We start from the raw sequence: 21,851 nt of genomic DNA, 5'->3' as shown, positions 1-21,851 counted from the left end.
ACTGCAATCAGTCTGGATCTCCGTCCTGAAAACGTTTGGTAGCCATTTCCAGAATATAAAGACTAGGGGTCGAAATTAATTCTGATTTCGAGGTATTTGCCGTCGACTCGGTGCCGGAAGACGTAGTGACTAATTCGGGGGCATTTTTTGCCGTAGTGACCGATTGCGGCCTTTTTTTACAACACTCAGCATTCGTTACGTATTTTTTAGATTCCGCCCTTTTTTCCTGAACGCTGCTTCGTATAATCCAATCCAGTAGTGATTTTTTATCGGTAATCTCCTTCGTCTGTATCTGTATAATGTCGGGAATTTGTTTTCCTGACTGAGGGGGCGGGACTCGGGCGAAAAGACTCGTTGTTGGAGCGATAAAGAGGAATAGAATGAGCGCTTTTCCGAACGTAATAACTAAAGGTCTGGCTAGCATAAGAGGGAACAATCTTGCGCAGTCTGTCTGCATACAGATTTGCATCCGCTATTATTGTGCCAGAAATATAATCGACTGATTTGTAGTTTATTATCTATAGTTAGTGGGCTACCGATGTACAAAATCGGACAGTTTTTTTGCACTTTCGGACAGGTAGTGGTCGGTAATCGACTGGTGGTGGAAGGGAGGAGGGAAAAATGGATGATGGGGTAGCGCAACCAGCCTATCGCCATCATCCATTCATTGGGCATTACAAGATATACTGACTGAAATCCCGGTTCTTCACCAGACCATTTAGTTTCTCGGCTACCAGTTCTTTCGTTACAACAACATGGGCATTGGCGCCAATGACGTCGGGTATGTCGAACATAAAGTCGTTCATCAGATGGCTCAAAACGGTTTGCAAACGACGTGCTCCGATATTTTCTACCTCTTCGTTCACCTCAAACGCAATCCGGGCTAATTCACGTAACGCATCATCCTGGAAACTCAGTTCTACGTTCTCGGCGGCCAGCATAGCAACATACTGTTTAGTTAACGCATTTTTCGGCTCTTTTAGAATCTGATAAAAGTCGTCTTCTGACAGACTCTGCAGTTCCACCCGGATCGGGAAACGACCCTGTAATTCGGGAATTAGATCGCTGGGTTTTGCTACGTGGAAAGCCCCGGCGGCAATGAACAGAATATGGTCGGTATGAATAATGCCATGCTTGGTCGTTACGGCGCTTCCTTCAACGATAGGCAGCAGATCCCGCTGAACACCTTCGCGGCTAACGTCAGGTCCTCCGCCATTACCCGATCGGGAAGAGGCTACTTTATCGATCTCATCGATGAAAATAATCCCGGCATCTTCGGCTTTGCGAATAGCTTCTTCTTTTACCTCATCCATGTCGATTAGCTTGGCTGCTTCATCTTCCAGCATGATCTTCCGCGCTTCGGCGATAGTAACTTTCCGCTTTTTGCCTTTCTTGGGCATCATCCCGCCGATCATTTCCTGCAGGTTCATCATAGAAAGATCATCGATAGCACCGCCCATAACGCCAATGTTAGGCATTGAATTTTGCTGAACGTCGATTTCAATTTTCCGGTCGTCCATCTCGCCGGAGCGGATTTTTTCACGGAATCGTTCGCGGGTACGTTCGTTGAGTTCAGCGTCAGGATCATTTTTACCACTTTCGAAGCCTACATGACCATTGGTGGGTTTGACGGGCGGAATCAATATATCGAGAATCGCATCTTCAACGAGTTGTTGCGCCTGAACCTGCACAGATTCTTTTTTGGCAGTACGTACCATCGTGACGGCCTGCTCGACCAGATCACGTACCATGCTCTCTACGTCGCGGCCAACGTAACCAACTTCCGTAAATTTAGAAGCCTCTACTTTAATGAAGGGTGCATCTGCAATTTTGGCTAACCGGCGAGCGATCTCGGTTTTACCAACGCCCGTTGCGCCAATCATTAGAATATTATTAGGCGTTATTTCACGCTGCATATCAGCAGCACTGTTCATTCGGCGCCAGCGATTACGTAAAGCAATGGCTACGTTACGTTTCGCATCGTTCTGGCCGATAATGTACTGATCTAACTCAGTCACGATCTGCCGGGGAGTAAGGTCTTTGAGTGATTGGGTCATTGAAAAAAATGGAGCGTATAATTCGCTCCCTGGTAAAGAAACGCAGGAAATTGAAAAATGTGCCAATAGGACCAAAAAAGTCAATTTGGTACATCTGGTTTTAGACAGGATTGACAGGATGAACAGGATCGGTTAAGGTGTAGATACTCATCCTGTTCATCCTATCGAAAAACATATTTAGCCAGCAACGGCATCTTTTGCAGGAGCCAGCGCTTTGCGAACGGCCGGAGCAACCTGCGTTCCGAATAGCTCGATCGCACGTAGTATTTTTGGATGATCGGCTGGCGGACCGCTAATGAGCTGTGCCAGATACCGTGTATTCTGAAACAACTCGTGGAATCTCAGGATCTTATCGACCACCTGTTGCGGGCTCCCCACCAGCAGCGGGCCATATTCACGCATGTACTCAAACTGCTCTCTGCCCAGTGGCGACCAGCCCCGCTCTCTGCCGATGCGATTCATCATAACGGAGTAGAAAGGGAAAAATTCATCAGCGGCCTTTTGCGACGTATCGGCAATGTAAAAATGGGAGTTAACCGCCAGCGGTAACTGACTGACATCATGACCAGCCTGTTGAGCTGACTGCCGATACAGATTCACCAGGGGCACAAACCGATCGGGTGTGCCACCTAACATGGCGAGTGTCATCGGTAAATTCATACTACCGGCCCGAACAGCCGAGGTCGGGGTGCCACCCACCGCCAGCCAGATAGGAATGGATTTCTGGTAGGGTCGGGGATAAACGCCCAGGTTGTGAATGGCCGCTCGATGTTTGCCCTGCCAGTTGACGACTTCACGTTTATTGATGGCAACCAGTAAGTCCAGCTTCTCGATGAATAACTCATCATAGTCGTTTAGATCATAGCCAAACAGCGGAAAGGATTCAATAAAGGAACCGCGACCTGCCATGATTTCGGCCCTGCCGTTCGACACCAGATCGAGCGACGCAAAGTTCTGGAATACACGAACCGGATCAGCAGAGCTAAGTACTGTCACGGAACTCGATAGCCGGATCGTTTTGGTTAGTGTAGCGGCCCCGGCCAGAACAACTTCAGGGGCTGAAATAACGTAGTCGGGGCGATGGTGTTCGCCCAGCGCAAACACATCCAGCCCAACCTGATCGGCCAGGGTGATTTCTGCCAGTAATTGCTGTACGCGCTGGTGGGCGTTGATGGCTTTGCCGGACACGTTATCGGGAATTAAATCGCCAAAGCTACTGATGCCTAATTCCATAATCTGTTTCTCAAAAGGTGATTGTATGCTTATACTAACACCGATTACAGGAGTTAATTCCTTAAAAAACGATCCAGGTCGATACGTAGCGATAACTGGCTGGTTCCGGCCGTCGGAACGGCTGAAAAACGACCATATGTCAGTTGAAATCCCCGAGCCTGTATAGAGGCCCCGAATGAAATGCCAGCTCCACCGCCACCGGTTGTCAGTTTTCCTTCCTGCCGCTTCTGGTGATTATAGCCAACCAGAATATGAACATGACGATGAATCAGCAATTCGGCACCTACGCTCAAATGCCGGGCTATTTTCTCGGCTACCCCCACAGTCTGCGGAATGATATTGCCGTTCAGATCGTAGCGTACGTTTAAGTTCGGATCGTTATAACTGATGTCGAAGCGGTGAAGATGATGAGCCGTGAGGGTTAGCCGTACGGGTGCGTGCTGGGGCTTTATCGTTACGCCTGCCTGCAGATCGAAGGGGAGTTCAGCATCGGAGGGACCGTAGTTTTTAAGCAGGAAACCGACATTTTTAGCGACTAAACCGAACGTAAGTTCCTGCCTGGGATGGCGCCACGTACCCCCTAAATCGGCCATAACGCCAAAGGCGGAATACATTTCTATGCTGGACCCAACGGCTTTGACCGTAGCGCCGAGGGTGAAATTCCCTTCCGTGCGGGCGTGGGTGAGGCTCAGGGCGTAATCGTTAGCCGTGAACGTACCCAGCGAATTCCCCGCTGCATCGGTCAGGTTCATTTGCCCGTACGTTAAATACTGCATACCAGCCGCCCATTTTCCTTTCGAGTTTATGGGAAGCCCATAATGAAGAGTGTAATATTTCGCAGCCGCCAGATAAGGCATCAGACTAATGGCCAGCTGATTGGTACGTATCGAATCGGCCAGGGCTGGGTTATTGAGATGATAGGAGCCATCGGGCTGGGTGGCCGAAGCGACCTGGCCGCCTAGTGCAGCCACACGAGCGTGAGTCGGCAAATCGAGGAACGAAAAGACACGTTGCCCGCCCAACGACTGAGCGTTGGCCGTTTGACATAAGCCAGCCAGAAAAATAAGCCAGAGGAAACGTGTCAGCACAAGTTCGATTCAATAAGTTTGCGGGCAAAGGTCGGCGAAAAAGGCTGAAAGCTCAATACGTAGCACTGGGAAACCTAATTCCTACAGCGCGAAACCAAGCTTAAGGCCCAGATTAATTGTGGGAGCTACCACAAAGCCGTTGGCGTTGAATCGGTTGAACATGCCGCTCATTTCCTGGTAGCCCGGCTCTCCCCATTGCCCCTTGTTATCCTGATTCAGGAACCGTATACCAACGCCACCATATACGTCCAGCAGCAGGCGGGTAGTTGCCTGATGGGCCAGATCAGTCCAGCCAACCTGACGGCCAAATTTGACGGATAAACTTAAGCTGTTTCGTTGAAACCGTGTCTGCCGCGTAACGGCCATTTGTTCAGTAGCTGCTCTGGAGTCGACGTAACGCCAGGTATGGTCAACGGCTAGTAGCTTGGCATAAGCTTCAACCGCAACATAATTTCCCAGAGGGTAAGTCGTCTGAATACGAATGTTTTTGGCTCGATTCGTTCGATACTTGCCCCGGTAAAAACGCATTTCAGATTTGAAACGCCAGGTTCCTGCATGGCGGTTATTGGAACCAGGATTATTCCAGTCTGGCCAGCCGTACCCTATTTCGCCCTGTAGGGATGTTCGGGCTCCCGTTCGGATTTCCAGGCCGCCCATAACGGATGGGTCGGGGTCGAGTAGCCACAGAGGAGCTAGCTTCACAATGACATTGGCCGGACGAACGTAACGTATCGTTGTGTCCTGGGCTTTACCCGCTAGTGGGCCTAGAAATAAGCATAGGGTGTAGACCGCTAATCGCATAGTGAAAGGTTTTGCCGTAAGGATACAATATCAATTGAGATCGTTGGATTTGAGAAGAAAAATTAACTTTGCTTTAACTAGCTCTTTAGAACGACCTCATGCAAACTGAATTCCAGCCCGAAACCAACCTGTCTACAAGTCCTATAGTATCCAAAGTCGACATCTTAGCGCAAAAAAATGCCGAAGCTGAGTTGGGTGGCGGGCAAAAACGAATCGATAATCAACATGCCAAAGGCAAACTAACAGCTCGCGAACGAATCGCTTTGCTGGTCGATGAGGGTTCTTTTGAGGAGATAGGCAAGTTTGTGATGCACCGTACCCGCGATTTTGGGCTGGATAAAGAACACTATCTGGGCGACGGCGTCGTGACGGGCTACGGAATGGTAGATGGTCGTCTGGTTTATGTGTTTGCACAGGACTTTACGGTGTTTGGCGGGGCGTTGTCCGAAACGCATGCCGAAAAAATCTGTAAGCTCATGGATCTGGCCATGCAGAACGGCGCGCCGATCATTGGGTTAAATGATTCGGGAGGAGCCAGGATTCAGGAGGGCGTTTTGTCGCTGGCGGGATATGCCGATATTTTTTACCGTAATACAAAAGCATCCGGCGTAATTCCGCAACTGTCGGCCATTATGGGCCCATGCGCCGGGGGAGCCGTGTACAGCCCCGCCATCACGGATTTTATCTTCATGGTCGAAAATACAAGCTATATGTTTGTGACGGGGCCAAACGTAGTGAAAACCGTGACGCACGAAACCGTAACGGCCGAAGAGCTAGGTGGGGCCAGTACGCATAGTACCAAATCAGGAGTGACTCACTTCGCCTGCGAAAATGAACTCCTGTGCATTCAGAACCTCAAACGGTTACTGAGCTATATTCCGCAAAATTGTGAGGATGAACCGTTTCGGATACCTTATGACTTGACGGCTGATGAAACCCGAACGGCCCTGAATGCCGTAATTCCCGACAATCCGAACCAACCCTACGATATGCGCGAGGTTATTGCCGAACTCGTGGATGCGGATAGTTTTATGGAAGTCCACAAGAATTTTGCGGAAAATATTGTGGTGGGTTTTGCCCGTATTGCCGGACGTAGCATTGGGGTTGTTGGTAATCAGCCTGCCGTTTTAGCGGGCGTATTGGATATTAATGCCAGTACTAAAGCGGCTCGTTTTGTTCGTTTCTGCGATTGTTTCAATATACCATTGCTGGTTTTGGAGGATGTGCCAGGCTTTTTACCCGGCACAGATCAGGAATGGAACGGTATTATCACTAATGGGGCTAAGTTGTTGTTTGCTTTTTGTGAAGCAACTGTACCTCGCGTTACGGTCATTACCCGGAAAGCGTATGGTGGAGCGTATGACGTAATGAATTCAAAACATATCGGTGCTGATCTAAACTACGCCTGGCCGTCGGCTGAGATTGCCGTAATGGGAGCCAGTGGAGCGGCTGAGATTATTTTTAAACGTGAAATAGCCCAAGCTGAAGACCCACAGGCCAAGTTGCAGGAAAAGGTGCAGGAGTACACCGAAAAGTTTGCGAACCCATATCGGGCTGCCAACCGGGGCTATATCGATGAAGTGATCATGCCCGACCAAACCCGGCAAAAACTCATTCGGGCCTTCGCGATGCTGGAAAATAAAGTAGCGTCGATGCCAAAGAAAAAGCACGGAAATATTCCTTTATAGAAGCCGTTAGTATGGGTATACCCTGTATTGATTACATATAAATAACTAAGCATATGTAATGACTTTGTCTATTTATCTGCGCATATTTGTATAGTAACCCCTCAACACCTGTGAACAATTATGGAAAATAACTCCACAAAACAATCTGGTAGTTTATTGCGAACCGTGCTGATAGGGTTGCTCATTATCTTTAGCCTGGCTCTGGTGGTTGGCACATTATCCGTTGTTTTTCCCTGAGTAAGTTGGCCATTGTTTGCTAGTGACTGTATTCCCAGAAACGATACCTGCCACCATAAAAAGCGCCCCTACGTATTGTCAATAGCTTCCAGAATGATGGTGCAGGCCTGACGGATTTGTTCGTCAGTGATAATGAGAGGAGGAGCAATACGCATCGAATTGTTGCAGAACAAGAACCAGTCGGTAATGACACCAACATCGTTCAGGCGAGTTAGAATAGCCCGGTCAATAATGGGTTTCAGTACGTCGAACGAGTCGAATTCAACGGCCATCATTAATCCTTTTCCACGAATTTCCTTGATGGCTGGATGAGTTAGTAGTTTCCGGAAAAGCTGACCTTTTGCTTCAGCTGTTTCGTGCAACTGTTCATTTCGTATGACGGTTAATGTTGCCAATGAGGCCGCGCAGGAAACAGGATGTCCCCCAAACGTAGTAATATGCCCCAGAATCGGGTCGTTTTTCAGGACGCCCATTATATCGGATGAACTGATAAAGGCCCCAATCGGCATACCACCGCCCATGCCTTTTGCGCATAATAGCACATCGGGAACAACGCCGAAGCTTTCAAACGCCCAGAACGTACCAGTACGTCCGAAACCCGTCTGGATCTCATCAAAAATTAACAAAGTTCCAACGTCAGTGCAGCGTTGACGTAGTGCCTGTAAATAGGCTGCTTCAGGGACGCGAACCCCTGCTTCGCCCGCAATAACTTCAATAATTACAGCGGCCGTTTTATGGCTGATTTGTTCCAGATCATTCCAGTTACCATGTCGAATATGGCGAATGTCGGGGAGGAGCGGGCGAAAGTTACGCTTGAAATTTTCATCGCCCGAAAGCGACAAGGCACCCTGGGTTGAACCGTGGTACGCATTAAAGCAACTAATGATTTCGCTACGTCCGGTATACCGTTTGGCTACTTTCATGGCTCCTTCAACGGCTTCCGTGCCTGAATTCGTGAAATAGACATTGTCCAGCCCTGCTGGTAGCGTTTCGGCCAGGGCGTGGGCTAGCTGCGTTTGCGGTGTCTGAACGTATTCGCCATAAACCATCAGGTGCAGGTATTTGTCGAGCTGGTTTTGAATTGCTTCCAAAACCTTCGGATGCCGATGGCCGACATTGCTAACCCCTATCCCAGAAATGAGGTCAATGTATGGTTTACCATCCGTTGAGTAAATAAAGGCGCCTTCGGCCCGGTCGATTTCCAACCCTAATGGGAAATCTGAGGTCTGTGCTACGTGTTGAAAAAATAACTGTCGGTGGGTAACCGTTCTCATACTGTACATAACCGTTGCTGTGCTTTACCTAACACCTGCTTCTATGAAAACAGTTCTTCTTGTTCTGCTACTTTTCCCGGTCATGGTCTGGGGCCAGCGCGTTCGGGTAACACCGGAAGATCTGGCTCGTAAGCAATCGTTTTTGTTGCTACGTGATGGTATAGTGGTACGTGGGCAGGTAATTCGTCAGGATAGTTTATTGACTACGGTTAGGAAGTCCGGGGGCAACCTGACATTTGTAGAGAATGAGCAGCTAATTGGCATTATGCCCATTCGGCCACGAACGAACGGAGCTACTACGTTGTCGTATCAGGTATTTGTTTTCCGGGATAGTTCGCGCGTGGAAGGGCGATTTGTTCGTCAGGATAGTACCATGATTACGGTTAGGAAACGTAACGGGCAGTTAACCTATTTTGAGCCTGAGCTGCTCCTGCGGGTCGATTCAGTGAACGTAGCAACTGCTGATTCTGGGAGAACGTTTATCAATCAGTTTTCACCCTGGCTGCTTATCGGGCAAACGGCCTACAATCCGGAAAAAGGCCGATTCTACTACCGAAATAAATGGGTGTTATTGAATGAAGTTGAGTATGGGATAACCCGAAACTGGAGTGTGGGGGCCAGTTATTCGCTGAATCCACCGATGTTTGTCGAAAAGCTTGATACTTATCAGGCAACGGCCAGTTATCAGGGTAATACTATCGAACTCAACTCCAAGTTAAGTGCATCCATTGGTCGGAAATTCCGCGCAGGGCTTACGGTTGCCTATCAGCCCAAAACGTCCAGTTATTTTTACAAAAATGGTAAATGGACGGTTCAGGCACTGGCTACGTTCGGAACCAGTCAGCGTAATGTTACTGTGGGCTATGGAATAATTAATCGGGGGCGTCAAAATGTGTACCCACCCTGGTCGTCGGCCTGGCCACCCCCGTATACGGAGGAACGCATTCCCGATCAGTCATTTATCACGTTGGGCATTGTCCAGAAAATATTGCCCAATCTGACGTTGCTGAGTGACAATCGCATCAATCTGGGGAAACGCTTTTTTTCGTACGATGATCGGGGCGAACGAGCTACGTTATCGTTTGCGCTACGATTGGATCGTCGTCGGCATTCGTTCGACTTGGGAGCCTATAGTTTTCTATACCGGAACAATTATTTCTGGGATGGCAAAAAAGTCCGTATCGTACCCTACATTGGTTATAACCTGATGATTGGTGGGAAAGTGAAGTAAGGACGTAGTAAACTTTCATAGATAACGCGCTAGTCCCGAGTTACTAGGCAATAGCTGCTCTGTCAGCTTTGCGTAGTGACTCGGGACTAGCTTATACAGATATAGCCTGGTCGCGATTCAGAACGTTTAGATACGCGCTAGAAGTTGACTAATTTTAGGTGTTGGTCAGCCTAATATATGAGCTATGATGAAAACACATGAAGAAATGGTTGACGAGATCTATAACGATACCAGCTACAGAGGTGAATTCAAAAGCTATATAAGGCTAACGAAGACCATTCGAGAGCGATTAGCTGTAAAGGTATCAACTACGCCACCCTGGTCAAGAGAAAAATTTGAAGGATTGACCTATGACGAGATAACGGCTATCCCCAGTCCATCTGCCATTCCTCCTGACCTGGTTGAGCCGAAGCGTCATGCAGAGATACTGTATTGTTCTTTACAGAAAGCGTTAGCCATAAAATATGCGTTAGATTATAGTCAAGCACTACGATTGGTTCTTGATGTCGTTGGCCGGTATGAACAAAGCGAGTAAGCAGGGGCAGGTTGGATTTTCGATAATTAGTGGTGATCTCAAGAAAATCCGATAAACTATCAATCGACGCCGAACCCCACAGGTTCAGGTTCTATCTAGCTTTGATTCGTCAAACTACGAACTAAACGTGTTGAATCATGAATTACCAACTCCTGCTCCGCCAACTTTACCAGGATTTCAATGCCCGTCGTATTGACGCCGTCTTAGCCCATCTGCACGTCGATGTGGCCTGGCCTAATGGCTGGGAGGGGGGCTACGTATCGGGCCATGATGAGGTACGAGCTTATTGGCTCCGGCAATGGGAGCAAATTGATCCCAGCGTAACCCCGGTTGCCATCGAGATACGACCAGAAGATCAGGTTGCCGTCAAGGTTCACCAAGTAATTAAGGATCTGGATGGCCAATTGCTGAGCGATACTACACTCGATCATGTCTACAGCTTTGCGAATGGAAAGGTGAAAGCAATGGTTATCGAACCGTGAGGGTTGGGCTGGAATGTACCAAAGCCACCAGTAGAAGTTGGTGGCTTTTAAAGTTGGTTATCCAGTAATTAGCAACTATTGAGATGGATAAAATCTTCCTGCCTTCGCTATTAAAAAGGCAAATTATACGCTCCATATAAGGCTTTATTTTCAATGCTTTTCGCAAACAGAGGAGTTTCTTCGTGGTTGTGCGCGTCGGAAGCTTCCTGTCTTGATTTAGCGGCTTCTGCCAATGAGATACCATGGTCTTTAATAAATTCCAGAAACTCTGGTGTCGCAGTAGCATGAATGGAATTGGTATACTTACAGGTGTTTTCATCAATTTTCTCTGCCCGTAACTCCCACAAAACCTGAACTTTGGAACGGCCGCTAGCGGTGATTGTATCCGAAACCGACAACATCCGGCAGTAGTCAGGTTGATATACCGTTGCCACATAGTGTTGAATGACCAGGGCGGTACCTACGTATTCTACGTTAATTGACATCGGTTCACCAGCAAAATTTACTGTATTTCCCGCGGCTATATGGTTTACTGAGCAGCGTTGATACTCGGCATCAGGGAGGTTAAGGAGCCAGTCGCTAATGTTGATTTTCTCGATCGGGGCATTGATGATAGCAGACACAATTGATTCAGACAATGCGTTTTCCGGGGTTTGAATGATTTCCATTTGCTTTGATTTTAGTTGATGGTACAAAGCTCAGGAATAGGCTTTAATTGTAAAAATGAATTGTTTAGATCATATCAATCGATAATTTCGATTAATCATGACATTTAAGGAAGCGCATAAAAATGGAACTTCGCCAATTAAAGTACTTCGTTCGGGCGGCAGAACGGTTGAATTTTACTAAAGCGGCTGATGATTTGTGCATTACGCAAAGCACTTTATCTCATCAGATTAAGGAGCTGGAAAATACATTGAATGTTTTGCTATTCGACCGAATAGGGAAGCGAGTAAAATTGACCGAGGCTGGTGAAATCATGCTACCATATGCTCGTAAAACTATACATCAGGCAGAAGAAGGTCAGCAGTTTTTACAGGATTTAAACGAGCTGAAAGCCGGCAAATTGATCATTGGGGCCACTTATGGGTTGACCGAGTTATTGATTCAGGCGTTGGCTCCATTTAATCAGGCGTACCCCAACGTACAGATTCAGATTGTGTTTGGTTCTACAGCCGATATGCTACTCAAAATCAAACAATATGAAATTGACTGTATGCTTTCCTTTCTGCCGTCGTCCTATAACGACAGCGACCTTGATATCGTAAAATTGTTTGACTCCACCTTGTCACTAATTGTGCACGAATCGCATCCCTGGAGTCAACAGAAGCAAGTTACCCTACAGAAGGTGGCTGAATTACCCTTGGTTCTTCCTTCGCCAAGTTATAGTATCCGTAATTTCTTAGATGATGTGCTGGCCAAAAATAATATAAGCCTGAATGTTACCATGGAAATCAACGACATTCATAGTCTGTTGAAGCTCACCAACACCCGGCAGTGGAATACCATACTGATGAACAGTTCGCTCTTTGATTTCGCCGAACTGAAGGCTATTCCATTAGAGGGATCTCAAATGCAGCGTGAGGCCACGATTACATTTCCGGCAGACGTTTATCGGAAAAAAGCGGTAGTGGCGTTTACGAAACTTTTAACCAATCACTTTTAGTGATTGAACTGACAGTATCATTCATCATTACCAATGCGTTGAGTACTGGTGATGATGAATGATACTGTTTGCTAAACACGCCTTTACTGCTCGAAGAAGCAGACCGTGCCGCCGACCCAGTCTTTGTTTTTGTTGAAATTGACCCCAATCATTTCCCCCCGGCTTAAACGGCTGAGATTAGTTAGTAGCGTAGGGCGTTCGTCTTCTTTGGGCCAGATGAACAGCATCCGTATTTCTGATTTAACGAGGCCGTCCGGTGATTGAATGACAGGTTCGTAGGTCACTTTACGTTGGAGTAGATAACCGCTACGTTGTTCGGAGGGAATAGCGTCGAGGTCGGTGGACGTAATATGAAGCTTGACACCGCTACCGGCAAAGGAAAAGAGTGGTTTCAATACGTAATTCTCTAAATCAGCAGGGTAGTCGGTCAGGTCCGATAAGAAGTAACTGGCTGGAATGTAAGGGCTTTTCAGTAGGGGTAGCGTGTATTTGCTGATTCTGAAAAACCAGTTAGGATGGCCAATCCACTCCACATCAACATCATCAGTTAAGTAAAAGTCGGTTTTCAGGTCTGGGTAGTGCTGTAGATCATCGAAGATGAGTCGGTTGTAAATCCGCCGGATTCGAATAGTTCGCCCATCTTTTTCGTAGTAAAGCGCCCGTCCCTCTTTTTTTATCTTGGTCAGACAAACGGCTGCTACGCCCAGAAATTTCTCCGTCAGCGTAAAATCAATGCGTGTTTTTTGCTGCTCAGGGTAAATTTCGAGTAGGATCACTTCCTCGGGATTACAATCGCCCACGACCATCTGCCGAAGCCGTTCCAGATACTCAGCGTTATTGGCGACGGAGAACAAATGGGAAAGATTTTCTGGGATTGGGTAATTGGCCCGAAACTGATCGGCGAGATAGGGCTGAAAACCATACAGTGATGGAAACCCTTGTAACTCGATGAGCTGTGGCGTTAGCTCGCCTGATTCATCGGTACAAACCGCAAAATCGACCGCCATAAACTGCGTATGATCGTCTTCGTTAGGAACTCGCTGCCCCTCTGGAATGGCTTGCTCGGTTAATGTTTTAAAGTCGCTGCGCGTGATCACATTGACAATATCGTTGCAGGCTGTCAGAAGCTTGTCAGTTAGAACTTTAGGGACGAAAACCGGTGTCTCGGCAACCCGAAAATCGAGCTGACCGGGGAAATCAGCGTTAATTTTGTCCAAAAAAGCCCGGTAATGTTCCGGGCTGAATGCTTGGTTGAAGGTCTGTCGAACGGACTGAATCATAGATTGCAGTAGGCAGCAAGGAATGGGTGAAGGTTTATCAGTTGTGGCTTAAGGCTAAACCACAACTGATAAACGAAAAATTTAATTCTGTTCGATGAACTGAGAGCTCGGGCTTAACGAAGCAATGGCATCTCGTAAGAAACCAGGTAAAATCACCGATTCTGTCAGCGCAATTTTATCCGGGTCCTGTAGATAAGCCACCATAGCATCGTATTTTTCCTGACCAAAATTGGCTACGATCTGATTCCGTTTCTCATCGGTCTGAAAATAACGTAGCATCCCTTCGTTGTCGGCCTCCGGGTGGAATTGAGTGCCAATAATTTCTGGAGAGAAACGAATAGACATAATAGCCCGGTCGAGTGCTACGTGGGGCCGTATTTTCTCAAGGCATAAGATTGAGGCACCCAGCTCATTGATACGTTCCAGGTTCGGTTCGGTAATCTGAAAATCGCGGGAGTCAACGGCGTAGAACGGATCGGCAAGCCCCTGAAACAGTTTTTCCGAACAGCCGTCGTCCGTTTTGTGAACCGGAAAGATGCCGAAGGACGTTGATTTACGTTTGCTCAGCAGACCCAGCTCCAGGTGTCGAACCACCAGCTGAAACGAATGACAAATCAGAAAGACGAATTTCTTACGCTTGTTTTGTTGGTTCCAGGCGAAAATCTGGTCGATCAGCTGGAAGTATGGTTTTTCCCAGAGTTCCTCCGATGCTAGCGGACTACCGGGGCCACCCGAGGAAATGTACATATCATAGTCCAGGCCAGGAATTTCGTTACTCCCCCGAACGTTAAATACGTCAAAAGCCAGTTCTGAATGATCGTTACCCTGGACGCTTCGAATCAGTTGAAGAATACAACGCATACCTTCATTGGCGTGGTTGTTATTCATGTCCAGTACCGCAATTTTTAATAAGCTCATCGTATCAGGTTACGGAAAAAAGTGAAAGATACCGTTCCAGATTTAACTAGATCACGCCAAAAGAAGTTTCCTCTACGATATAATCGACTACCTTCTTAAGGTCGTTGTGTTGCTGAAAAACAGCTAATTGACGGTCGGCCCCGGTTCCCATTTCCAGGATTTTGAGTACGTATTCGCATTCGGCCCGACTCCCTAAATCGTCGACAACATCATCGACAAAATCAAGAAGTTCGTGGATCAGATGATGCGTAGGTACTTCTTCCTGCTTACCAAAATCGATCAGTTTTCCTTCAATGCCGTAGCGAGCCGCCCGCCATTTATTTTCGTTAATGAGTATCCGGCGATAGGGTCTGAAATTCAGGTTCTGTTTGTGGAGCTTATGGATTTTAGCCACAAGCGCCTGCATAATGGCCGCCAGGCAAATGGTTTCGTCGATGCGCATTGGTACGTCGCATATCCTGAATTCGATTGTATTGAAAAAAGGATGCAGCCGAATATCCCACCAGATTTTCTTGCCGTTATCGATACAGTTCGTTTTAACCAGCAGGTTAATGTACTCGTCGTACTCAGCAGCTGACGAAAAGAAGTCGGGTATACCTGTTCGGGGAAATTTGTCAAACACCTTCGACCGATACGATTTAAAACCGGTGTTACGTCCCCGCCAGAACGGAGAGTTGGTCGATAGGGCGTAAATGTGCGGCAGGAAGTAGCGCACGGCGTTCATAATCTGAATGCCATCATTTCTGTTTTCGATGCCGACATGGACGTGCAGACCAAATATTAGGTTCGACCGCGCTACGTCTCGCATCTCGTCAATTAATCGGTCGTAGCGTTCATTAGGAGTGATCAACTGATCCTGCCAGTCTGAAAAGGGGTGAGTGCCAGCCGCTGCGATTTTAAGATTTTGCTTTTCGGCCAGTTCGATAATCATTTTTCGGAGATAGGTTACCTCCTGACGGGCATCCTGAATCGTATTACAAATATTGGTTCCAACTTCAACAACAGCCTGGTGCATTTCGGCTTTCACACGCTCCTGTAATACGATCTGGCCACCGTCGACAATTTTCGACATATGGGAGCGTAGTTCGCCACTAAGAGGGTCAATTGTCTGGAACTCTTCCTCGATACCTAAGGTAAAAACGGGCATTTTGCTAGTCTATCGGTTTTAAATTACTAAATGTGCTTTATAATACTAAGGATACCGCTTTTGTTAGTTTCTACGCTCGTTTTTAGCGGTTAATGGTTGACGTATTTTAGTTAAAAACCGAGGAAATAGTACACCTGTTTTTCCGTAATCTGTAACTTGTTCTCTATCCGGATAGGTACGATAACAGAGTCAGGGCGCTTCTCACACACAATATAGAACTTACATCCAAACCAGACAAATCCGGGCGCTGGTCGGTTATGGTTCGAGTGGATCTTAAAGGTAAGAAACCTGGCCGGGTGCTAACAACCGTTAAGATAGACAATTTAAAATTTTGGAATAAAAAAAGAATGGAGCAAATGGGTTGTCAAACATGCTGATAAGGATTCATTAAATCAAGACATCCTTTCAGAATATAATCGGGTAAAAAACAGGTTGAAGACTGACAGAAAGAGTAGCCAGGCGTACCGCTTATACCATCTGTTCTAGCTGACGTTTTCAATCAGGTTCCTCTCAGAAGTAATTCGAGTGGATTGATCAGGTGCGCAAACAACAATCCCCACCAGCAACTGCCAGCGGGGATTCCTATCATCAAACCTAAATCATCCTGTTAAACAGGATATGCCTCTAGAGAGAATAGCTGCTGTAGACCTACGATAACCAAAATTGACTCAAAAATTGATTAGTCGGTCGATAATTCTACCAAAAATCCCCACCGGCATGGCCAGCAGGGATTCGATCGTTTATCGTCCTATTGAACAAAAACAGGATTACCCATAGGTGGGAGATTTAGGCAGATGATACCTGTAGTGCTGCGAAAATTGATTATTCGGTCGGTTTACCCGAACAAAAATCCCCGCCAGCATGGCCGGTGGGGATTCGCTCAGTTCTATTCTAGTATCCTATGAACAAAAACAGGATGTACCCTATAAATGGGCGCAAGGGCTGATTTAACTCAGTAAGGACTAACTATTTTTTTAAGGATCTCAATAAACACCGTAACTACCATGTGGCTCATCATTGCCCGTATGCTCAGTCTGGCCGCAACGATCCACCTCGGGGACGGTTACCATTGCCGATGCTACGAAAAAAGCAATTCAAAACGTTGACTCCCTTTCCCGCAGATGAAAACGCAACATATAGGACTCATCGTCGTGAAGCTGTTATTGGTACTCGCCTTTGTGCTACTTTACCGGGCAGCTACTGCGCAGTAGCTGCCTGCTGTGTTGACGGCTTTTCGTCGATACAGATAGGGAAATACGTAGCCAGGTCGCTCTGGTGTAGTACAGGTGTCCGCCACGTTACGGGTATTAACCCCAAATCGATTGATTTTTAAGAAGCCGAATCACCCTGTTGTCTCTATTTATTTGATACGTATCAGTGTACGTTTGGCGGAAGCAGGTTGCTTGTAGCCTAGCTCGTAGAAATTCTCGACTTCTAATTCGTTTCCCCTTTGTTCGATCGTGTAATCGGCGCCCATCGATGAGCTAGAGTAAAGATTTCTCAGAAAAATTCGATTGTTCTGTAGTTCATAACTATAAATTCCGCTCCCTGCTTTGGGAAACCAATAGCCAGCCGGGCTCATTTCTCTAATTCGATTCACGATAAGAAAGCCGGGCAAGGCCGTACCATCCTCAGCAAGATTAAAGATAATCGTATCCTGCCTTGCCGATAATTCTATCCACGTACCCGTAAGTGTATCCGGTGAAATAGCTGTCTCTTTACGACAAGAAATAAAAGCTAACAGCAGGCAGAAAGTGTAGATGGACAGTCGCATAGCCAGAGTTTTTAACCAAAGACCATCGACATGGACAAAGGGTTGTAAGTCAGTACGTTGTTTTTTTTATCTGCTCAAACCAGTCCAGGGTACGACGAACAAACAAAACTTCGGTCGGAACGTGCATGCCTGTAGGTAAGGCAACCAGTGTTAGCTGTGACGATCCCCGTTGACGTAATGAAGCATACGTTTGCTGCGAAGTTAGAAAGGGAATAATTTCATCTTCCTGGCTATGAATCAGCCGTGTGGGCGTTTGGGTTTGCCAGCCCGTTAAGTCGTTGTCTGCTAACGCTTTCCCGAAAGGCGACGACGGATTTTGAATATCGGCCCGAAACTGATCGGTGCACACCTGATCAAAGCTGGTCGTAATGGTCCGGGCATTGTCGAGGGATTGCTCAATCTGAGCGGCATACGGGGCTTTAAAGTAATAGCTAACAGGTTTATTTAGGCCATAAATTCGATTATAGCTTAATGTTTCCCAGGCATAGATATAATTGGCAATGCCACCAACGGTTGACGTTTGGGTAACGTACTTGAAAAAGGCAGGCATGGCATAGGGACCAGCTCCGCAACTGGCTGCTGTTACGGGAAGGTCATCTTTATACCGCTCTTCGGCCAGCTTTTGAGCGGCCATACTGGCAAAGCCCCCTTCAGAATAACCCGCCATAAATAGTTGACCCGTTGAATTGATGCCTTTCTGGGTCAAAAAAGTTTTAGTCGCCAGCAGCATGTCGACCGTTACCTGCGCTAGTGTTTGTCGATGTTCGTAGTTATGAGGAATCTGGTCGGCAGCCCCATAGCCAATATAATCCGGGCAGGCCACGATGTAGCCATGCGTGGCCAGAAAGAGCGGATAGGAGAAGATGACTTTGCTGAAATCCGTTCCAGAGGGTGTTTCGGCGTTTGAAAACGCAGTAGGGTGCTGAAAGCTGAGTAACGGGTATTTTTTATTGGGCGAATTAAGCTGACTAGGTACGTAAACAATACCCGATGCTGTTACCGTTGTACCGTCGCTAAGGGTAGTCTGATACGTTATACGGTTAATACTAATCTGGTAGTCGGCTGGCTGATAAAGAAGGGAATCATTGGAGGTTACGATCCCTTGTAAAAGGCTATTGCCGTAAAAAACGATTTGTGTGGAGCTAAGTAAGACGGGTTTGGGCGGTAACTGGGGTGTGCTACAGGTTGTAAACAGAAATGAAACACTCGCAATCAGGGCAATAAACAAACTATTTCTCATGTACTCGTTTTCCGGCGGACTATACTTGGGGGTACAAACATACGAAGACCTGAGCGGATAACTGATGTCGGGCTGGTAAAGGTCAGCCAGTTACTCATCAGTTACTTCCTCAGGTCTTCGGTTATACGCGTACCGTTTATTTTTTACTTTTTTTAGGCTTTTCTGCTTTTACGTCCGTTTTAGGAGCTTTTTCTGCCTTTGGTTCTTTTTCCTTTTTCTCGGGTTTGGGAGCTTTAGCCGGAACGAGCGGTTCGCTGCCGACAGAGCTACGTACAAACGTACCCCAGGTTAAGTTGTCGGTTCCTTTTTTGAGGTTTTTTGCCCGGCCAATAGCCATATTGGCCGCAGCTTCTACCACCCAGTCAAAATTTTCCTGACCAACTGAATGAATATCCGCATCGGGAGCTGGGTTACAGAAATCGATAGCAATAGGGATACCGTCGCGCACCGCAAACTCAACCGTATTGAAGTCATAGCCCAATCCATGATTTAGCTTCAGTACGTACTCCTCCATTGTTTTGAGGAGCTTTTTGCCGGCATCGCCTGTGGTTTGCATTTGGGCAGCATAACGGAGATGATGCGGATTACGTGGTTCATACGGCATAATTCGTACATCCTTTCCGCCAATGCAATAGCACCGGAAATAATCCGTGAAATCGATCGCTTCCTGATAGAGCATTACCAACTGGCCTGTTTCGTCGTAGGCCCGGAACATTTGCTCTGGATTATCTACTTTATAAACGCTTTTCCATCCTCCACCAGCGTGGGGTTTCATAAATGCCGGGAAGCCAATATGAGCAAAGATGGCATCCCAGTTCATGTGTTTCAGGTTACGGAACGAATTATGATTGGTATCGTCCGGGCGTTCCTTCGACGGTAACAGAATGGTTTTAGGAACGGGAACACCTAGCTGAACAGCCAGAGCGTTGTTGAAAAATTTTTCGTCGGCGCTCCACCAGAACGGGTTATTGATTACCGCTGTGCCCGTAAGCGCGGCATTTTTTAAAAATGCTTTATAAAAAGGAACGTCCTGTGAAATTCGGTCGATAATGACGGCATACTCCGTCGGTACGCTTTGCTCGACCTGGTCTATGCTGACAAATTCGGCGGGGAAAGCACTCTGTTTTTCGTTAACCCGATCCACAAAAGCCTGTGGGAATGTGTTTTCCTGTCCGAACAGAATACCGATCTTTTTTTTCTCGCTCATAATTAGTGTGTTAAATCGAATGAAATGATGAAGGGAATCACACTAGAAGTAGTCTCTAATGGTATATTCTCGATTATAGGGTAAACTTACGAGGTTTATCCTTTGTTACAATCGGCCCCGCCAGCATCTTGTATTATTCAGATTGACTATTTACCTGATTGCGTAGTATTGCTCTTAAGCAGTCGGGTTTATGAACCTTATTTTCGCTTCTGGCAGGTGGTAGTGAATGCGATTGTTTGTATGGGACGGTAAACAAAAAAGCAGCCCCTCAATGCTGGACTGCTTTCCTATCTCTAAAGCTGAAATAATACCCGAAGGTATTGGTTGCGTCTTTATCAGGTTTATCAAATAGACAGTCGGCCAATAAATATCGACAACTCACCCGTTTGGGTCGATAAAAGCCGAAGGCCGTTTTGGTGATTTAGCGATATGTAACATATTGACAAATGCAAAGCCTACAGTCAAGGTTTTTTCTTTTTTCATTGAAAATTAATGCGTTGCCTCTAGTAACCTATTACTTTTAGTATGTGTAAACTACTTCAGAAAGTTGTTAAAGTTAAACGCTCCTACCCGCTTTGAGGTAGGGCGTTTTTTTTGTTTATGGTAGCCCTGTCAAGTGTATCTGGTACGTATCGTTTAAAGGAATTGATCTCCATTCCCTGCTACTGATCAGACGATAAACCCCCTGGTAGTAAGGTTAGGAGATGATGTTCCAGATGGCGAACGTAATCATCGATCAACCACCCTAACGTATAGGCGGATTCATGAGCAGGATCAATGACGACCGGACGAGCCAAAGTGGTTTCTGGAATGGCACCCACTACGTACAGTATTTGCTGATTCAGACTGATCCACAGAGAAAGTAAATGCGCTACGGGCAGAGCCTGATACTGGTTTACCCGAACCAGATGATCCTGTTCGTAGCGCTGAACCACATAAGCACTGTCCGAAGCCTGAGCATCCGTAAACCGTTTCAGGTTGTTGAGGGCAGAATCAATCAGATGGCCAACCTGTTCTTTACGCGACCATTTACCGGGTCGTTTATCTGCCCACTCTTCGTCCGTTATTGCTTGAAGCGCCAGCGGAACTTGCTTCAGATAGGTCTGAAGTTTTGTTGTTGATATACTGATTGACTTGGTATCTTGACCAGTGAGCATGAGTGGACTTCAATAAAGTAGGACTTAAATCATGCTTAGATAGCGTGGGAACTGATCTTTCCAAACCGGCCAGTCATGATTACCCCAGGGCGTTACGTCGAGCTGATGGCGAATTCCTTTCCGACTGAGTATCCCCGACATCCGATAATTATCGTCTTTGCAGAAATCATATTCTGATGTCCCCAGAACAATATTCATGTGGTAGAATTCGGGGTTCTGGGCATTCGGTAAAAAATCGGGCGGATTGTTGAAATAAACATTTTCGTCGTAATAGCCACCCAGAAACGAACGAATATCGAACGCGGCTCCCATCGTAAGCAGATGACCAACCTGTTCTGGATGACGAAACGCAAAGTTCAGCGCGTGGTAACCACCAAAAGAGGCTCCCGAAACGCCAATTTTCTGAACATTACATTCCCGCTGAATACCCGGCACCAGTTCCTCGTGAAGAAACCGATCATATAGAACATGATTCCAGATTCGGGTTCCGGGGTGTAAATGCTTGGCATACCAGCTGTCGCGATCAATACTGTCGATACAAAATAGCTTGATCTTACCGGTTTCCACGAACCAGCGGGCGGTTTCGGTCAGGCCGAAATCTTTGTACTCATAATAATGTCCCATTGAGGTCGGAAACATCAATACGGGATATCCCCAATTTCCGAAAACCAACATCTCGATATCGCGTCCAAGATGATGTGAGTACCATTTTCTATAATCCTGCTGCAACGTAATGACTGTTTAGATGTAACCTTATCTTTTCCGGTGAAAAATAGAAGAAATCGCCCATAACGGCAAAAGTAGACCCGTATAAGCCAAAAAATCCCTATTTTGCG

20 protein-coding genes are annotated in these 21,851 nt (G+C 46.8%); 5 read left to right on the top strand and 15 right to left on the bottom strand.

Annotation, left to right across the window (positions count from 1 at the left end):
• Positions 1 to 7: 7 nt before the first annotated feature.
• The 5 genes from GK108_RS16565 to GK108_RS16545 form a co-directional block, all read right to left on the bottom strand.
• On the bottom strand, positions 8 to 424 hold the full coding sequence (locus GK108_RS16565; RefSeq protein ID WP_163950789.1) for a hypothetical protein: 417 nt from the start codon (positions 422 to 424) through the stop codon (positions 8 to 10).
• A gap of 250 nt (positions 425 to 674) precedes the next feature.
• A complete protein-coding gene (gene hslU, locus GK108_RS16560; protein ID WP_163950786.1) occupies positions 675 to 2,057 on the bottom strand; it encodes an ATP-dependent protease ATPase subunit HslU in 1,383 nt (460 codons plus the stop codon).
• Between the two features lie 177 nt (positions 2,058 to 2,234).
• The gene (locus GK108_RS16555; protein ID WP_163950783.1) at positions 2,235 to 3,290 is read right to left on the bottom strand and encodes an Atu2307/SP_0267 family LLM class monooxygenase; all 1,056 of its coding nucleotides are present in this window, start codon (positions 3,288 to 3,290) and stop codon (positions 2,235 to 2,237) included.
• A gap of 53 nt (positions 3,291 to 3,343) precedes the next feature.
• The gene (porQ, locus tag GK108_RS16550; RefSeq protein WP_163950780.1) at positions 3,344 to 4,378 is read right to left on the bottom strand and encodes a type IX secretion system protein PorQ; all 1,035 of its coding nucleotides are present in this window, start codon (positions 4,376 to 4,378) and stop codon (positions 3,344 to 3,346) included.
• Between the two features lie 81 nt (positions 4,379 to 4,459).
• A complete protein-coding gene (locus GK108_RS16545; protein WP_163950777.1) occupies positions 4,460 to 5,179 on the bottom strand; it encodes a hypothetical protein in 720 nt (239 codons plus the stop codon).
• Positions 5,180 to 5,277: 98 nt separating this feature from the next.
• Here GK108_RS16545 and GK108_RS16540 point away from each other — a divergent pair, with 98 nt between their 5' ends.
• Entirely contained in the window at positions 5,278 to 6,867 is a 1,590-nt protein-coding gene (locus tag GK108_RS16540; RefSeq protein WP_163950774.1) for an acyl-CoA carboxylase subunit beta, read from the top strand.
• A gap of 305 nt (positions 6,868 to 7,172) precedes the next feature.
• Here GK108_RS16540 and GK108_RS16535 read toward each other — a convergent pair whose 3' ends face one another.
• The gene (locus GK108_RS16535) at positions 7,173 to 8,378 is read right to left on the bottom strand and encodes an aspartate aminotransferase family protein (protein ID WP_163950771.1); all 1,206 of its coding nucleotides are present in this window, start codon (positions 8,376 to 8,378) and stop codon (positions 7,173 to 7,175) included.
• 43 nt (positions 8,379 to 8,421) lie between these two features.
• Here GK108_RS16535 and GK108_RS16530 point away from each other — a divergent pair, with 43 nt between their 5' ends.
• The 3 genes from GK108_RS16530 (at position 8,422) to GK108_RS16520 (ending at position 10,626) form a co-directional block, all read left to right on the top strand.
• Positions 8,422 to 9,609: a hypothetical protein gene (locus tag GK108_RS16530; protein WP_163950767.1), complete on the top strand. Its 1,188-nt coding sequence runs from the start codon at positions 8,422 to 8,424 to the stop codon at positions 9,607 to 9,609.
• A 184-nt stretch (positions 9,610 to 9,793) separates the two neighbouring features.
• Positions 9,794 to 10,144: a hypothetical protein gene (locus GK108_RS16525; protein ID WP_163950762.1), complete on the top strand. Its 351-nt coding sequence runs from the start codon at positions 9,794 to 9,796 to the stop codon at positions 10,142 to 10,144.
• Positions 10,145 to 10,281: 137 nt separating this feature from the next.
• A complete protein-coding gene (locus GK108_RS16520) occupies positions 10,282 to 10,626 on the top strand; it encodes a nuclear transport factor 2 family protein (protein WP_163950758.1) in 345 nt (114 codons plus the stop codon).
• Positions 10,627 to 10,736: 110 nt separating this feature from the next.
• On the opposite strand, the gene GK108_RS16515 is transcribed toward GK108_RS16520, so the two are convergent.
• Complete coding sequence (locus tag GK108_RS16515; RefSeq protein ID WP_163950755.1) at positions 10,737 to 11,294, bottom strand: hypothetical protein; 558 nt, start codon at positions 11,292 to 11,294, stop codon at positions 10,737 to 10,739.
• Between the two features lie 122 nt (positions 11,295 to 11,416).
• On the opposite strand from GK108_RS16515, the gene GK108_RS16510 reads away from it, so the two are divergent.
• Positions 11,417 to 12,292 (top strand): LysR substrate-binding domain-containing protein, encoded by an 876-nt coding sequence (locus tag GK108_RS16510; RefSeq protein WP_163950752.1) that lies wholly within the window; start codon positions 11,417 to 11,419, stop codon positions 12,290 to 12,292.
• Between the two features lie 83 nt (positions 12,293 to 12,375).
• Here the strand turns inward: GK108_RS16510 and GK108_RS16505 are convergent, their stop codons facing one another.
• The 8 genes from GK108_RS16505 to GK108_RS16470 all read right to left on the bottom strand — a co-directional run bounded on the left by GK108_RS16505 (position 12,376) and on the right by GK108_RS16470 (position 21,744).
• Complete coding sequence (locus GK108_RS16505) at positions 12,376 to 13,572, bottom strand: hypothetical protein (RefSeq protein WP_163950749.1); 1,197 nt, start codon at positions 13,570 to 13,572, stop codon at positions 12,376 to 12,378.
• A gap of 81 nt (positions 13,573 to 13,653) precedes the next feature.
• Positions 13,654 to 14,490 carry a type 1 glutamine amidotransferase gene (locus tag GK108_RS16500; RefSeq protein ID WP_163950746.1) on the bottom strand — a complete coding sequence of 279 codons (837 nt, stop codon included), beginning with the start codon at positions 14,488 to 14,490 and terminating at the stop codon, positions 13,654 to 13,656.
• Between the two features lie 46 nt (positions 14,491 to 14,536).
• Entirely contained in the window at positions 14,537 to 15,637 is a 1,101-nt protein-coding gene (locus tag GK108_RS16495; protein ID WP_163950743.1) for a carboxylate-amine ligase, read from the bottom strand.
• Positions 15,638 to 16,997: 1,360 nt separating this feature from the next.
• The gene (locus GK108_RS16490; RefSeq protein ID WP_163950740.1) at positions 16,998 to 17,411 is read right to left on the bottom strand and encodes a hypothetical protein; all 414 of its coding nucleotides are present in this window, start codon (positions 17,409 to 17,411) and stop codon (positions 16,998 to 17,000) included.
• 49 nt (positions 17,412 to 17,460) lie between these two features.
• A complete protein-coding gene (locus GK108_RS16485; protein ID WP_163950738.1) occupies positions 17,461 to 18,651 on the bottom strand; it encodes a lipase family protein in 1,191 nt (396 codons plus the stop codon).
• Positions 18,652 to 18,787: 136 nt separating this feature from the next.
• The gene (locus tag GK108_RS16480) at positions 18,788 to 19,858 is read right to left on the bottom strand and encodes an ATP-grasp domain-containing protein (protein ID WP_163950735.1); all 1,071 of its coding nucleotides are present in this window, start codon (positions 19,856 to 19,858) and stop codon (positions 18,788 to 18,790) included.
• Positions 19,859 to 20,520: 662 nt separating this feature from the next.
• A complete protein-coding gene (locus tag GK108_RS16475; RefSeq protein WP_163950732.1) occupies positions 20,521 to 21,015 on the bottom strand; it encodes a DinB family protein in 495 nt (164 codons plus the stop codon).
• A 24-nt stretch (positions 21,016 to 21,039) separates the two neighbouring features.
• Complete coding sequence (locus GK108_RS16470; RefSeq protein WP_163950729.1) at positions 21,040 to 21,744, bottom strand: esterase family protein; 705 nt, start codon at positions 21,742 to 21,744, stop codon at positions 21,040 to 21,042.
• Positions 21,745 to 21,851 lie beyond the last annotated feature (107 nt).

Origin of the sequence: Spirosoma terrae (assembly GCF_010435915.1) — a bacterium.
Taxonomy (GTDB): Bacteria; Bacteroidota; Bacteroidia; order Cytophagales; family Spirosomataceae; genus Spirosoma; species Spirosoma terrae.
This window is presented reverse-complemented; position numbering and strand designations above follow the sequence as displayed.